The sequence below is a fragment of the Paenibacillus sp. FSL L8-0470 genome (genome assembly GCF_038008625.1).
Lineage (GTDB): Bacteria > Bacillota > Bacilli > Paenibacillales > Paenibacillaceae > Paenibacillus_AQ.
In genome coordinates this window covers 3,787,542-3,802,094 of record NZ_JBBOZM010000001.1, presented here as the reverse complement: position 1 = coordinate 3,802,094, position 14,553 = coordinate 3,787,542, and the positions used below count along the sequence as shown (strand labels likewise).

Genomic DNA, 14,553 nt, shown 5'->3' with positions numbered 1-14,553 from the left:
AACGTATGGGTTATTGGTCTAGCCATGTGCGCATCATAGATAACAACTGTGCGCTGTTGACCGGTTTGGTGATGTAATCCGAGCAGCCGGCTTCGAGGCACAGCTCCCGGTCTCCCTTCATGGCTTTCGCCGTGAGTGCAAGAATGGGCAGGTTCTTGAATTGCTCTTTCTGCCGGATAGCGCGGGTTGTTTCGTAACCGTCCATTCCCGGCATCATGATATCCATCAGCACGATTTCGATGTCCGGACTCTGTTCCAGAAGGTTAATGGCATCCTGGCCGTTCTCAGCAGGAATGACTTTCATTTGATGGCGTTCTAAAATTGACGTGAGTGCAAAAATGTTACGGATATCATCATCCACAACAAGCACTTTCTTATACTCGATCATTTCATCCGAATTATGCAGTTTGACCAGCTTTTCCCTTGAGCCGGACGGAAGGTTCTCCGCCTTACTGTGCAGGAAGAGAGTCGTTTCATCAATCAATTGGAGATTCGACTTCACCTCTTTGAGAACCACCATCTTGACTAACTCATCCCACTCGTTCTCCTCCGCAGGTGTCAACTTCTTGCTCAGGCGGGCTACGACGGGAACTCTTTTGTTTTTAGCATTCTTGTACATATCCCGGGCGAACCGGATAAGATTCATATCCGGCAAACTGTTGTCCAGCACGACACAGTCAAAATCTTTTGTGTTGATCTGGTTCAACGCTTTGCGCCCTGTGTCCACTGCCGTAATCTTGAGATCCTGATTGCTTAGCAGGTCGACAATTTGCTTGCGCTCCTGCTCATCATTGACGATCACCAACAAGTTTTGAACCTTCTTGTCCGCGAATTGGTTCAGACGATCCAAAGCATTCTCCAGCTCTTCGTTCGTCACGGGTTTCCGGAAGTAATCATGAGCCCCCTTCTGCAGCAGAAGCACTTCGTCCTCGTCAACGGTCATGACGCAAATCGGAATATGCCGCACATGGATATCGTTCTTTAGCTGATCAAGTACCAGCCAACCGTTCGTATCCCCACCAAGATGCAGATCCAGCGTTATGGCGATCGGATTGTACTTTTGAACGAGTTCCAGGACATCCCAGCCGCTGGCCGTAATGACAGCTTTGATTCCTTTTTTGTGGAGAAGATCGAGAATAATTTCATTGAACTTCTGATCATCCTCCACAATCAGGAATACACGGTCACCCGGCTCAATGTTATCCCGGTCGTCAATCAAAGTGTCTTCCGCCGCTCTGCCTAGGCTGCTTCTGCGTTTGGGCGGGGTGATATCAATCACCTCTGGAACATGTATCCTCTTGGTCTCCGGTTCCGTGAATTCTGCTTCAGTTGGCAGGTACAAATTAAATACGCTTCCCTTGGTCACTTCACTGTACAGGGTGATTTCTCCACCCAGCATCTCGGCAATTTCCCGGGATATTGCAAGTCCCAAGCCTGTTCCGCCATATTCCCGGTTCGTGCTGCCGTCTGCCTGCTGGAAGGCTTCGAAAATGATCTGCTGTTTCTCATGCGGGATGCCGATCCCCGTGTCGCTGACAGAGAAGCAAATGACCGTTTTAGCACGATTCAGCGATTCATTTTCTTGGTGCCAGCCCTCGCCCGCTTTTCGGATCTGAAGCATAATCTGCCCTTGCTCCGTGAACTTAAAGGCGTTCGAAAGCAAGTTTTTCAAAATTTGCTGAAGCCGCTTGAAGTCCGTCACTAAGCTTGCCGGCACGCCGGGATCAATTTTGATACGGTAGTCAAGCTTCTTAGCGTCCACCATGTGGCGGAAGGTACGGTCGAGCCCGTCTGTCAGTTCGGCCAAAGATACATCGCTGTAATCTGGCGTGATTGTGCCTGATTCGATTTTGGACAGATCGAGAATATCGTTAATAAGATTAAGTAATTCGAGTCCAGAGTCCTGAATGGTTTTCGCGAACTTCACCTGAATCTCGTGAAGATTGTCCTCCGGGTTCTCGGCAAGCTGTTCTGCCAAGAGCAGCAAGGAATTCAGCGGGGTACGAAGTTCGTGCGACATGTTGGCTAAAAATTCAGATTTGTACTTGGACGTGAGGGCAAGCTGTTCCGCTTTCTCTTCCAGATATCGTTTGGCCACCTCTACCTCATGATTTTTGCTTTCCACTTCCGCCTTCTGCAGCACGAGCAACTTTGCTTTATCTTCGAGTTCGTCGTTCGTATTCCGCAGCTCCATCTGCTGTTTTTGGAGCTCTTCGGTGAGTGATTGGGATTGGATCAGCAGCTCCTCCGTACGTTGGTTCGCCTGCATCGTGTTAATCACGATTCCGATGGATTCCGTAAGCTGATCCAAGAAGGCGATGTCGATATCACTATATGGCCGGAAGGAAGCGAGTTCCAGAATCGCCAACACCTGATCTTCGAATATGATCGGCAGCAAAATGATGTTGAGAGGGGCTGCTTCTCCCAAAGCGGACGATATCACGACATAGTCACCTGGCACGTTAGTGAGCAGGATCCGCTGTTTCTCAATCAGGCACTGGCCGACCAAGCCTTGCCCGGCACGGAATTCGTTCGCCAAATGTTTGCGGCTTTGGTAAGCATAGCTGGCAAACAGCTTCAGCACCGGTTCGCCGTTAAACGGTTCATTGATGTAGAAGACACCATGCTGCATGGACACGAGCGGAGCCAGCTCGGACAGGATCATACGGCTGACCGCATACAAGTCTCTTTGTCCTTGAAGCAGCCGTGAGAATTTGGCGAGGTTGGTTTTGAGCCAGTCCTGCTCGGTATTGATCCGGGTCGTTTCCTTCAGATTCCGAATCATTTCGTTAATGTTGTCTTTCAGCGTTGCGACTTCTCCGGATGCGGATACGTCGATCGCACGTGACAGATCACCGTTCGTCACCGCTGTGGCGACATTGGTGATCGCACGTACCTGAGTGGTCAGCGTACTCGCCATGTAGTTAACATTGTCGGTGAGATCGCGCCAAGTACCGGCTGCACCAGGCACGTTCGCTTGTCCGCCCAGCTTCCCTTCGGCACCTACTTCCCGCGCTACGGTAGTCACCTGGTCGGCGAAGGTGGCCAGCGTCTCGATCATATTGTTGATGGTGTCCGTGAGTTCGGCGATTTCGCCTTTGGCTTCTACAGTCAGTTTCTGCTTCAGGTTGCCGTTTGCAACTGCGGTCACGACCTTGGCGATCCCGCGTACCTGATCTGTCAGATTGGTCGCCATGATGTTAACGTTATCGGTGAGATCTTTCCAGATTCCGCCGACGCCGCGTACTTGAGCTTGTCCGCCCAGCTTGCCGTCCGTACCGACCTCCCGCGCCACCCGCGTAACCTCGGATGCGAACGAATTTAGTTGATCTACCATCGTGTTTATCGTGTTCTTCAGTTCCAATAGTTCACCTTTTACATCGACGGTGATTTTCTTGGACAGGTCCCCGTTCGCAACTGCCGTTGTAACGCCGGCAATGTTGCGCATCTGAATAGTCAAGTTACTGGCCATATAGTTAACCGTATCGGTCAAATCTTTCCACGTACCCGAAACATCCTTAACTTCCGCTTGCGCGCCGAGTTTTCCATCTGTGCCAACCTCGCGCGCTACGCGCGTAACCTCGGAGGCGAAGGTCGAGAGCTGGTCCACCATTGTGTTAATCGTATTTTTGAGTTCAAGGATTTCGCCTTTGACGTCTACGGTGATTTTTTTGGACAGGTCACCCTTTGCTACCGCCGTCGTAACGTCCGCGATGTTCCGCACCTGGTCCGTCAGATTCCGGGCCATATTATTAACGCTTTCGGTTAAATCCTTCCAGGTCCCTCCAACCCCTTTAACCTGCGCTTGTCCGCCCAGTTTCCCGTCCGTACCTACCTCCCGCGCCACACGCGTAACCTCGGAAGAGAACATAGAAAGTTGGTCCACCATCGTATTGATGGTATTTTTGAGCTCGAGGATTTCGCCTTGGACATCCGCCGTAATCTTCTTGGACAGGTCCCCGTTTGCGACGGCCGTAGTGACGACGGCGATGTTGCGCACTTGGTTGGTCAAGTTCGAAGCCATATAGTTTACACTCTCGGTCAAATCCCGCCATGTCCCTGCAACGCCTTTAACTTGGGCTTGTCCACCCAGCATGCCCTCGGTACCAACCTCGCGCGCCACCCGGGTAACCTCGGAAGCGAAGGTGGAAAGCTGCTCCACCATCGTGTTAATTGTGTTCTTAAGCTCAAGGATTTCGCCTTTCGCATTAACCGTGATCTGCTTGGAAAGATCCCCTTTCGCAACCGCAGTCGTCACTTCAGCGATATTGCGCACCTGATCGGTCAGCGTACCAGCCATAAAGTTAACGCTGTCAGTTAAATCCTTCCAAGTGCCGGATACCCCTTTAACGTCCGCTTGCCCGCCCAGGATTCCTTCCGTTGAAACCTCCCGAGCCACCCGGGTAACCTCGGAGGCAAAGTTGCTGAGCTGGTCCACCATGATGTTGATTGTGCTTTTCAATTCGAGGATCTCGCCTTTCGCATCAACGGTAATTGTCTTCGACAAATCGCCCTTGGCAACGGCGGTGGTCACTTCCGCAATGTTACGCACCTGGTTGGTTAAGTTAGACGCCATGTAGTTAACGCTTTCCGTTAAATCCCGCCATGTGCCGGATACGCCTTTAACATCCGCCTGCCCGCCGAGTATCCCCTCCGTACCGACCTCACGCGCCATCCGGGTAACCTCGGAAGCAAAGGTCGACAATTGATCCACCATTGTGTTGATGGTGTTCTTAAGCTCCAGGATTTCGCCTTGCACATCAGCAGTAATCTTCTTCGACAGGTCGCCATTTGCGACCGCAGTCGTAACAACTGCGATGTTGCGCACTTGGTTAGTCAGATTGGACGCCATGTAGTTAACACTTTCGGTTAAATCTCTCCAAGTGCCGGATACGCCTTTAACGTCCGCCTGCCCGCCGAGTTTGCCCTCTGTGCCAACCTCACGCGCCACACGAGTAACCTCGGAGGAGAACATGGACAACTGGTCCACCATCGTGTTAATCGTATTCTTGAGTTCGAGAATTTCTCCGCGCGCATTAACCGTGATTTGCTTTGACAGATCACCGTTGGCGACGGCAGTGGTTACCGCCGCGATATTACGCACTTGATCCGTGAGGTTTGTCGCCATATAATTCACGCTGTCCGTAAGATCTTTCCAGGTGCCTGACACCCCTTTGACGTCTGCCTGGCCGCCTAAGATACCTTCCGTACCGACCTCGCGCGCCACACGAGTAACCTCGGAGGCAAAGGTACTGAGCTGATTCACCATCATGTTAATGTTGCTTGCCGTTCTCTGGAATTCACCCGTAAGAGCTCGTCCCTCGATTTCAAGCTCCACCTTCTGAGACAGATCGCCTTTGGCTACGGCGTTAATAACCCGGACCATCTCACTCGTCGGTTGAATCAAGTCGATGACCAGACCATTTAACGAATCTGTAATTGTTTCCCATGATCCACCCAGATTCTTCTGCACAAACCTTCTCGAAAGATTCCCTTCTTTTCCGACAACCTTGGCTACTGTCTGGACTTCAGACACCAGAGCTTCCTGAATATCCATGATCTCATTAAACGTATCCGCTACCTTTCCAGCCATACCCGTACGGTCATAGGGCATTCTGTAGGAGAAGTTGCCTTTCTTCATCGCCATTAAGGCGTTGAGCAGTTCGCCGACGACAATTTGATCGTCGCTCGTTTCGTTGATTTGGTCTTGATTGCTCATAAACTCAACACTGCCCCTTTTTCATCACATATTTTTGAATGACCTGTTTTATATCTTCTGATCGAACAGGCTTGGCGATAAAATCGTCCATGCCCGAGGACAAACACCGCTGCATCGTTTCCTTAGAAACGTTAGCCGTCATGGCAATGATCACAGTTTGTTTGTCTATAACTTTCGTTTTGATATCTTGTACAGTCTCCCAGCCCTCTTTAAAGGGAATACGGAGATCGAGGAAAAGCAGATCGTAAGGCGTTTGTTCCAAAGCTGCCAGTACCTCTGTACCGTTCTCCGCCAAATCGGCAAAGAAGCCGAGTGCTTCCAGCATTTGTTTCATTAGCCTCCGGCTTACGTTGTCATCTTCTCCAACCAGGACACGAATCGGAGCCGGCGTATGGTTGTCGGTCGTAGCATCCGTTTGCAGCGGCTTCCGATCTGACTCGTCTGGAGGTTGAACTGGGCTCATGAGCGTCTTGACTGCAATTGTAAAAATGAATGTTGCGCCGGGTTCATTCGACGGTTCTACCCGGATCGTGCCGCCCATTAGTTCCACCAAGGATTTGCTGATCGATAATCCGAGCCCCGTGCCTCCGAACTTACGTGTAGTTGAGGCATCCAGCTGGGAGAACGGCTGAAACAGTTCGTTTATCTTATCCGGAGGGATTCCGATCCCGGAATCTTTAATCATAAACTCAAGCGTCAGCGAATTCTCCGTCTCCGCGAGCTTGTTTACCATTATGTATACACTGCCTTCATGCGTAAACTTTACGGCATTACCCACCAGATTATTCAACACCTGACGGAGGCGATTCATGTCCCCTTTTATACATGGCGGCAGCGAAGGATCAACCAGCACCACCACTTCCAGATTTCGTTCCCTGATTTTAGCTGTAAACAAATCAATCGTTTCAATCAGGCAGTGCTGAAGAGAGAATGGTTCCTCCTCCAATTCCATTTTTCCGGATTCAATTTTTGAAAAGTCGAGGACATGGTTGATGACAGAAAGCAGTGCATTGCTGCTTGTATGGATGATCCCTGCCATCTCTGAATATTCTTCCGGTAAATCGGAGGCAAGAAGCAGATCAGACATGCCTATGATCCCATTCAGCGGAGTCCGGATTTCATGGCTCATCATGGCCAGAAACTCTGATTTCACACGGGAAGCGATCTCCGCAGTTTCCTTGGCTTGGATCAGCTCTTGATTGGTTTTCTCTAACTGCCTCGTTTGTTTCTTCAACATTTCACTTTGGATCTGAAGGGTTTTGTTAGCTTCATACATACTGACGTAACCCTCGATTTTGGATTTAAAAATTTGCGGAACGAAGGGTTTCGTCATATAATCCATAGCACCAACGGAATAGCCTGCGAAGATATGTTCCATTTTATTGCTGGTGGCTGTCATAAAGATGATGGGGACGAATTTGGTTTTCTCCCGGGTCCGGATGATGCTGGCTGTCTCTAACCCGTCCATTTCCGGCATTTGCACATCCATGACAATGACGGCAAACTCCTCTTCCAATAAACAGCGCAAAGCCTCAATACCGGAATATGCCCGAACCAGACGATAAGGTTCTCCGCTGAGAACGGCCTCAATGGCAACCAAGTTTTCCGGGTGATCGTCTACGAGCAGGATGTTGACTGCAGAATCCATGACGCCCCTCACTTCCCAACTTGTGACTTGCTTGCGGTTATATTTCGAAAATATAGCTTATATACCCCTATCTTTAAAGAATGAAACGCTAACTAGGGTATCATCGTTAGTTCTTACTGCACGTTAAAAAAACCGGTTAGAATAAACCGGTAATCTAAAGATAGAATAAGTTGATAAAGCTAAAAAACGTTGTCCATAATAAACTATATTTATGGAGTGCTGTATCCGGCAAATGCTTTTGCAAATTCTAACGGTCGTGTTATTACTTTACTATACATACTACTCTGTTGGCCAACTAGTGCAGCGATGTTATGCATATGCCTAAAATTGATCTCCAGTAACCACACCTTATAATTAGTATCAATTGCCACATCTAACCCTAAATCTGCATAGGGTCCATGTAACTCATCCAGGTTTTCGCAAACCAAAGTACATAAAGACAGAATCTCCTGAGTCTTGAGTTTAATCTGTTGATCATTTAAATTTAATGCATTTTTCAACCCATCCACTCCCAATTCCAGCGCACTTACATCATTGGTGTAGTGCTTTCCTTTCATACCATATCTAGCAATAATGCCAGTACAGTTCCAGGTTTGTGTATTGTTTTTCTGCATTATAACTCGAAAGTCGACGTGTTTATTATGGACCTTCAAACTTACTGATTGCTGAAACAAGTAAGCCCGCCGCCTCTTTTGGTAACACAATATCTTTATTAATTTTTTTTGACTCAACTTTTTTTTTGTATTTTTATGCTTCCACAGGTAACCCTTACTGGTTAATTCGATCTTTACTATACCTCTTCCGAAGGAGCCGCTCACCGGTTTAAGATAAACTGAACCATAGTCTTTTAACATGCAAATAACCTCTTTTGCATTTCTCAATACTGCTGTTTTAGGTAGATGGGGATTTATCTTAGGATTATCCTGAAGAGCCTTCCAAACTGCCCATTTATCTAAAAAGCTTGGATTAAAGATCTTCTGGCCAACAGTAACCAGCAAGTGGTCGTATTTATCGTTTCTGTTTACTCCAATCCTGCGATAGACAACATTAGGGTATGGAAATACCCCTTTCTTCCAAATTCCTGTGTTCCCTAATTCATCTGGTTGATAGTAGTAACCTTCTATTCCTGTTTTCGCAGGATTAATCCCCTCTAAGGGACAAAGGTAAATTAATCCTTGTAAATTCTTATAATCCCACAGGTATTCAAGGTACTTTGTTCTAATGCCTGGGGAAACATGTACTCTCGAAGTTAAAATAGCAATTACCGGGCCAAGATGCAGACCATTCTCATCTATTCTTAAATCATAAGGAAGTGTATCAGGAATCATAAAATTGAGTTTGATTGATATAGGTAAAACGATTGTATTCTTAGTTATTAGGGTACTTAATGTCAATTCTCTTTCTGTTTCAAACGAACCAAAGTGAAATTTTATTATTGGAGGAATCTGCGCACCCAGTTGCAAACTATATTTATTAGGTAAAACAATATGTTCTGAATCATTAGACCATTCTATCCACATTAGGATGCCCCCATTTAAGGTGATAACCCACAATATGATTAATTACGCTAAATAAACATCACATTTCAAAAATCAGGTATTTGCCCAATTTGAAATATGCCCAGACAAATAAACTCCTGGGTATATATACTAACGGCATATCGATTAGAGGGGATGATATTATGGGCGTGAAAAACCGAATAGCAGGTCCACAAGGACCTCAGGGACCTCAGGGACCACAAGGATTACCGGGACCCCAAGGAGTACCAGGGCCTCAAGGTCCCGAGGGACTTCAAGGATTATCAGGACCTCAAGGATCAACGGGACCTCAAGGACCAGCAGGACCTCAAGGACTAACAGGAGCTCAAGGATTATCAGGCTCAGCTGGACCAAAAGGATTACTAGGACCAGCTGGACCAGTAGGACCTCAAGGATTACCTGGCCCGGCAGGATCAACAGGCCCCCAAGGATTACCTGGTCCAGCAGGACCAACAGGATCTACTGGCCCTCAGGGAACCTTATCCAGCGCTTTTGCAGATTTGGTGTTAGGATCTGCAGCTCCAACAGTTATACCTCCAAATGTTTCTATACCATTATCTTCACTAATATCAGATCCGAAAAGAGGATTTACTTTTGATGCTGGTGCAAGAGCGGCAATAGCAGAGCAATCAGGATTTTATTATGTTAACTACATTTTGTACATTCAAGGGGATCCTCTACTACCAGGTGCTGCTTTTGTAGTCACAGTGAATAATTTTGAACAATCCATAACCATTTCCGGAAATAACACAAGCACGGCAAATGATGTACATCTGGTTGGGCAAGGGATCATTCCAATTAATGCCGGTGATGCAATACGTCTCACAAATACAGGTACTACTAATGCTGTATTACTACCATTTGCCGGAAATCAGCAGGTAAATATGAGCAGCTTTGTCATATTCAAAATAGCTGAATTGTAAATTATGCAAAGACTCAAATCACTTTTCATTAAATTCTGGTGAAATAATAAAAGCGTTCTGCAATTGCTGGCAGTGCGCTTTTCATACTGCAGTTTTGATACATAGGAATTTGAGAGGATTCGTTTCCACATGCACTTGAGGGATTTAAATCTGCAGTTCATCCAAAAATGATTCATTTAAACCCGAAAGCTTGTATTATAGTTAGAACAAGTTCCTAGAACAAACGGCATTAGAAATGAGAGGTGTATCCACTATGTATCGAGTGGCTATTTGTGATGATGAGGACAAGCAAAGGGAGATTGTCAGAGGCTTGTTGACTGCATTGTCGATCAAGGTGAATATTGATTTTGAAATTGAGGAATTCAGCTCGGGGGAGCAGCTTGTCTCTCATTATGAGCGTAATGAACCCCCTTTTCACATATTAATATTGGATGTTGAAATGGGTGGTATAAACGGGATTCAGACTGCCCGCCAAATAAGGAGTTTAAAACACCTGGATGAACAAATCATGTTTCTGACAAGCTACCCGGAATATATGGTGGAAAGCTTTGACGTAATGACCTTCCAGTATTTAATCAAACCTATTACTCCCCAGGTGTTGGAGGAGAAAATGATCAAGCTATGCCAGTACTTCCAAGCCCTTGATAAAAAGTTTATGATCATCAAGTCGGCCTTTGAAGAAGTTGTGCTGAAGCATGATGATATCATTGCGATCGAAGCAGCTAAAAGCCTAACCATAAAGAGTAAGCTGAATTTTATTACCCTCAATCAAATCTATGAAAGTAAAGGCATACTTGCCGATTATGCTCTGGCACTCAAACACAACAACTTCCTGCAAATCCACCGTTCCGTTATTATCAATCTGCTTCATGTGCGGAAGTTCTCCAGCGGAGTTGTGCTTATGTCGGGTGGGATTGAGCTGCCGATCGGCCGCTCTAAACTGAAAGAGGTTAAGGATTGTTACACCAAATTTATGATAATGAAGGTCTATTGAGATGATTACGAACAACTGGATGTTTGGGTTGTGTGTTGAGGTTGTGATGTGCCTTCAGATCCTTTATTTCTTTAACTCAGTGTTCGACAAATCTGCCCAAAAGCAAAAGCGGTGGATATACTTTATTATTTTCGGGGTGCTTGGTTACGTTTATATTTCCGTTCCGGTTTCCTTTGTGATTTCTTCGATCCTGGCTTTAGTGGTCATCTTTAGTTTGGCGTTAGCCTATACTGTGGAACTGAAAACAAAGATCATTTTTACTGTGCTGTATGGTGTGTTAATGTCTATTGTTAATTTTATTTCGATCTATTTTTTTTATCTGTTGGATTCGGTTGACCTAACCAGTCTTGATCCAGTAAATGAACAGAATCAGAGCTTGTTATTCAAGGCCACCCTGCTCAGCTTCACGATTATGTTTGCCGTCATTCAGATTATCCGGCTGATTGCGAAACGCAGAAGCTTCTCTTTGCATTATCGTTACTATATATTATTTATACTTGTCCCTATCATCAGCATCTACCAGTTGAATGTGCTCACGAATTACAATGAGATGAACGTCCATTATTTCCTTTCTGCTATTGGATTTCTTTTTATAAACGTGATGATCATCTACATTTTTGATACGATTATTGATAAATTCCAGTTCAAGCATGAGAATGCCCAGCTGCAGCAGCAGATGGACTACCAGGATGCAAATTATGAAAAGACTGTACACAGCTTTAAATCGATCAAAAGAATAATTCACGACACGAACCAGCAGTTTCTCTATATCGAGGAGTGTATTAAGCGAAATGAGCCAGCGGCAGCATTAGAGCATATCCGAACGACGTTAAATAAAGTCGAAGACGCTTATCAGCGGGTAAATACAGGCCACTTGGTAATAGACGCCCTCGTTACTAATACGCTTAACATCGGCCAAGCGAATGGCATTCGGATAGATACGAAGCTGAACTTGTATTCTCCTGAGATATTGATAGATCGCTATGACTTATGTGTCGTACTCGGAAATATGCTGGATAATGCGATTGAAGCTTCCAAGCATGTGAAAATCGCAGAGGACCGGTACGTCGTGATCAAGATATTTTCCCATGAATCCGCTCTGTTCATACACATTCTTAACCATATGGATAATGAAGTCGTTCCTTTGCGCAGCCAAAAGCCTAACCCGGAGAATCATGGCATCGGGCTCATGAATATCGCCAGACTCTGTGATAAATATGGCGGCCACATGACTATTGAAACCAAGCAAAAAACCTTTCACAATATGGTCATGCTGCCCTTTTGAACGAACAATCCCTAAACAAGCTGTTGTTTAGGGATTGTTTTTTAGCGTTTCGGGGTGTTTTTGCATATACCAGCCTCCTCTCTTGTATGCTGAATACAGACCATTAAACCCCGGTGAATTCCGGTAAAGGAACCTAAGGAGGAAGTTATCATGAAGAAAATCATTACTGTAGTAATGGCAGCTATGCTCGTGGTCATACCCATGAGTTCGGCTTCAGCACAAATCAGCAAGGAAACCGTACAGGAGAAGGCTCAAAAACTGGCTGCAAAAATCGTGTCCGACTATGGGGTAACCGGCTTGCAGTACGCCATTATGGATTCGGGATCGATTGTATTATCGGACAGCGCGGGTGTCCAGGATAAAGCCACCAACGCTCCAATTACGAAGGACACGATGTTTGGTATCGGCTCCGTCAGCAAAATGCATGTAACGGCAGCAGCGATGATGCTGGCTGATGAAGGCAAAATAGATATTGATCAACCGCTTGTCACGTATATCAGGGATTTTACCATGGCCGACGAAAGATATAAGAAAATTACACCACGCATGCTTATGAATCATTCGTCAGGGCTTTACGGAACTCATTATGCAAATAGCATGCTGTTCGATGACAATGATACCCGCAGTCATGATGAGTTATTGCTGAGGCTTCAATCCGAGCGCTTAAAGTCCAACCCGGGCGAATATTCGGTGTATTGTAACGATGGATTTCAGCTGCTGGAAATCCTCGTGGAACGAGTAAGCGGCTTAAGCTATACCGAATTTCTGGATCAGAAGGTTATCCAGCCGCTGAAATTAATCTCCACCCAAACGCCGCTTAGTGCTTTTGACAGAGAAAAACTGGCGAAAACCTATTACCCTACAATGGAACAGGCTTTACCCGTTGAGAATGCCAACGTCATTGGTGCAGGCGGGCTCTACTCCACTGCTGAAGAGCTTACAATTTTCGGGGATGTTTTGATCGGTAATCGGACGAATATTTTATCAGAGAAGTCATCCACCGCGATGCAAAATCCTGAATATAGAAATGGCTTATGGGTACCTGAGGAGACAAACATCTATAACTATGGTTTAGGCTGGGATGCCGTTAGCTTGGCTCCGTTTGATGATTACGGCATCAAGGCCTTATCCAAAGGCGGGGATACCATTATGTATCATGCTGCCTTAACTTCATTGCCTGAGCATAATATTTCAATCGCTGTCCTGTCATCGGGAGGGAGTTCGATCTACAATAGTATTTTTGCATCTAACGTTCTACTTGAATATTTGCAGGACAAAGGCAAGATTAAAGAGATTTTGCCGGATCGAACCTTTGAACCATCTGTGAAGGTCAACATGCCTGAGGAGCAGCTCGCTTATTCTGGATTATACGGCGCAGTTGGCACAACGATAGATGTGGAGATGAAGAACGGAGAGATGAAGCTTCCCGCTCTGGTCGGGGGGATTATCCCGCCACAAACCTATGTGTATACAGGCAAAGGACAATTCAAAAACAACGATGGCAATGTGACGATAAGCTTTGACAAACAATCAAATGGAAATACCTATATTAAGCTTGATTCATATGTGGATATCCCTGGAATCGGGCAAACGATTATGGTCACCTATGAATATCAGAAGCTTGAAGCCAATCCTCTGCAACCGGCAACCAAAGCCGCATGGGAAAAAAGAAACGGTAAAAATTACTATGAGTTGGGAGAAAAGATCAATTCGCTATTCTATCTCTCCCCTGCCATCTTAGTCAAAAATATAGCTGTGGATAGTGAAAACGGCTATGCATCAGGCACTAAAATTGTTGATGAGCATACAGCTGTAAATGCCGTTGAAATTCCGGTTATGAGCGGAAGGGATGCCTTCAATTTGAGCTTCCATACCGTGAACAACAAAGAGTATTTGACAATAGATGGTCAGTCTTATCTAAGTGAGGATGCTGTTAATCCGATCTACGGCGGAAAAACTTCAATCTGCACGATTGAGGATAGCGGTCATGCCGTATGGTTCAAAATCGGTGACAAATCAGCTGCTAAAATGATGAGCGTTGATGCTCCTGCAACCGGAGGATTCGTCGTTTACGATGAGAAAGGAATGCTTGTGTTCTCCTCTATCTTTAATAAAGATAAGCCAGTCGCTCTCCCAAAAGGCGGGATGATTGTTTTCGGCGGCGAGGCAGGAGATGTTTTTCAGATTAGTATGAAGAAATAGAGGTTTGGAACAACAGGATGATCCCTGGAGTTACATTAAAAAAACAGCCTGATTTCGGTGGAGACTCACTGAAATCAGGCTGTTTTTTTATCGAATCCTTAATTGTCCTTCAGGTTCTACATATTCAATAAAGGTGCAGTCACTTCTGATTTGTACCCGCCTTCTACAATGAAATTCCAACAATAAGTTTATCAGGAGACCTCTGCGCCCATACTGGATTAAAAGAATCCTTAAGGAGAGGGAG

The 14,553-nt window shown here is 45.8% G+C and carries 7 protein-coding genes; 4 read left to right on the top strand and 3 right to left on the bottom strand.

What is annotated here, in order from left to right; translation table 11 throughout:
- Positions 1-10 precede the first annotated feature (10 nt).
- The 3 genes from NST99_RS17150 to NST99_RS17140 all read right to left on the bottom strand — a co-directional run bounded on the left by NST99_RS17150 (position 11) and on the right by NST99_RS17140 (position 8,887).
- Positions 11-5,719: a HAMP domain-containing protein gene (locus NST99_RS17150; protein WP_341093289.1), complete on the bottom strand. Its 5,709-nt coding sequence runs from the start codon at positions 5,717-5,719 to the stop codon at positions 11-13.
- A 4-nt stretch (positions 5,720-5,723) separates the two neighbouring features.
- Positions 5,724-7,367: a response regulator gene (locus NST99_RS17145; protein WP_341093288.1), complete on the bottom strand. Its 1,644-nt coding sequence runs from the start codon at positions 7,365-7,367 to the stop codon at positions 5,724-5,726.
- A gap of 209 nt (positions 7,368-7,576) precedes the next feature.
- A complete protein-coding gene (locus NST99_RS17140) occupies positions 7,577-8,887 on the bottom strand; it encodes a YheC/YheD family endospore coat-associated protein (RefSeq protein WP_341093287.1) in 1,311 nt (436 codons plus the stop codon).
- A 161-nt stretch (positions 8,888-9,048) separates the two neighbouring features.
- On the opposite strand from NST99_RS17140, the gene NST99_RS17135 reads away from it, so the two are divergent.
- The 4 genes from NST99_RS17135 (at position 9,049) to NST99_RS17120 (ending at position 14,309) form a co-directional block, all read left to right on the top strand.
- Entirely contained in the window at positions 9,049-9,828 is a 780-nt protein-coding gene (locus tag NST99_RS17135) for a collagen-like protein (protein WP_341093286.1), read from the top strand.
- Positions 9,829-10,081: 253 nt separating this feature from the next.
- Complete coding sequence (locus NST99_RS17130; protein ID WP_341093285.1) at positions 10,082-10,822, top strand: LytR/AlgR family response regulator transcription factor; 741 nt, start codon at positions 10,082-10,084, stop codon at positions 10,820-10,822.
- A gap of 1 nt (position 10,823) precedes the next feature.
- Positions 10,824-12,107: a GHKL domain-containing protein gene (locus NST99_RS17125; protein ID WP_341093284.1), complete on the top strand. Its 1,284-nt coding sequence runs from the start codon at positions 10,824-10,826 to the stop codon at positions 12,105-12,107.
- Between the two features lie 150 nt (positions 12,108-12,257).
- Positions 12,258-14,309, top strand: a complete 2,052-nt coding sequence (locus NST99_RS17120; protein ID WP_341093283.1) for a serine hydrolase domain-containing protein — start codon at positions 12,258-12,260, stop codon at positions 14,307-14,309.
- Positions 14,310-14,553 lie beyond the last annotated feature (244 nt).

Excerpts from the sequence above, each read along its gene's own strand:
- NST99_RS17145 (WP_341093288.1), bottom strand. The coding sequence starts at position 7,367 with ATGGATTCTGCAGTCAACATCCTGCTCGTAGACGATCACCCGGAAAAC.
- NST99_RS17130 (WP_341093285.1), top strand. The coding sequence starts at position 10,082 with ATGTATCGAGTGGCTATTTGTGATGATGAGGACAAGCAAAGGGAGATT.
- NST99_RS17140 (WP_341093287.1), bottom strand. The coding sequence starts at position 8,887 with ATGTGGATAGAATGGTCTAATGATTCAGAACATATTGTTTTACCTAAT.
- NST99_RS17135 (WP_341093286.1), top strand. The coding sequence starts at position 9,049 with ATGGGCGTGAAAAACCGAATAGCAGGTCCACAAGGACCTCAGGGACCT.
- NST99_RS17120 (WP_341093283.1), top strand. The coding sequence starts at position 12,258 with ATGAAGAAAATCATTACTGTAGTAATGGCAGCTATGCTCGTGGTCATA.
- NST99_RS17150 (WP_341093289.1), bottom strand. The coding sequence starts at position 5,719 with ATGAGCAATCAAGACCAAATCAACGAAACGAGCGACGATCAAATTGTC.
- NST99_RS17125 (WP_341093284.1), top strand. The coding sequence starts at position 10,824 with ATGATTACGAACAACTGGATGTTTGGGTTGTGTGTTGAGGTTGTGATG.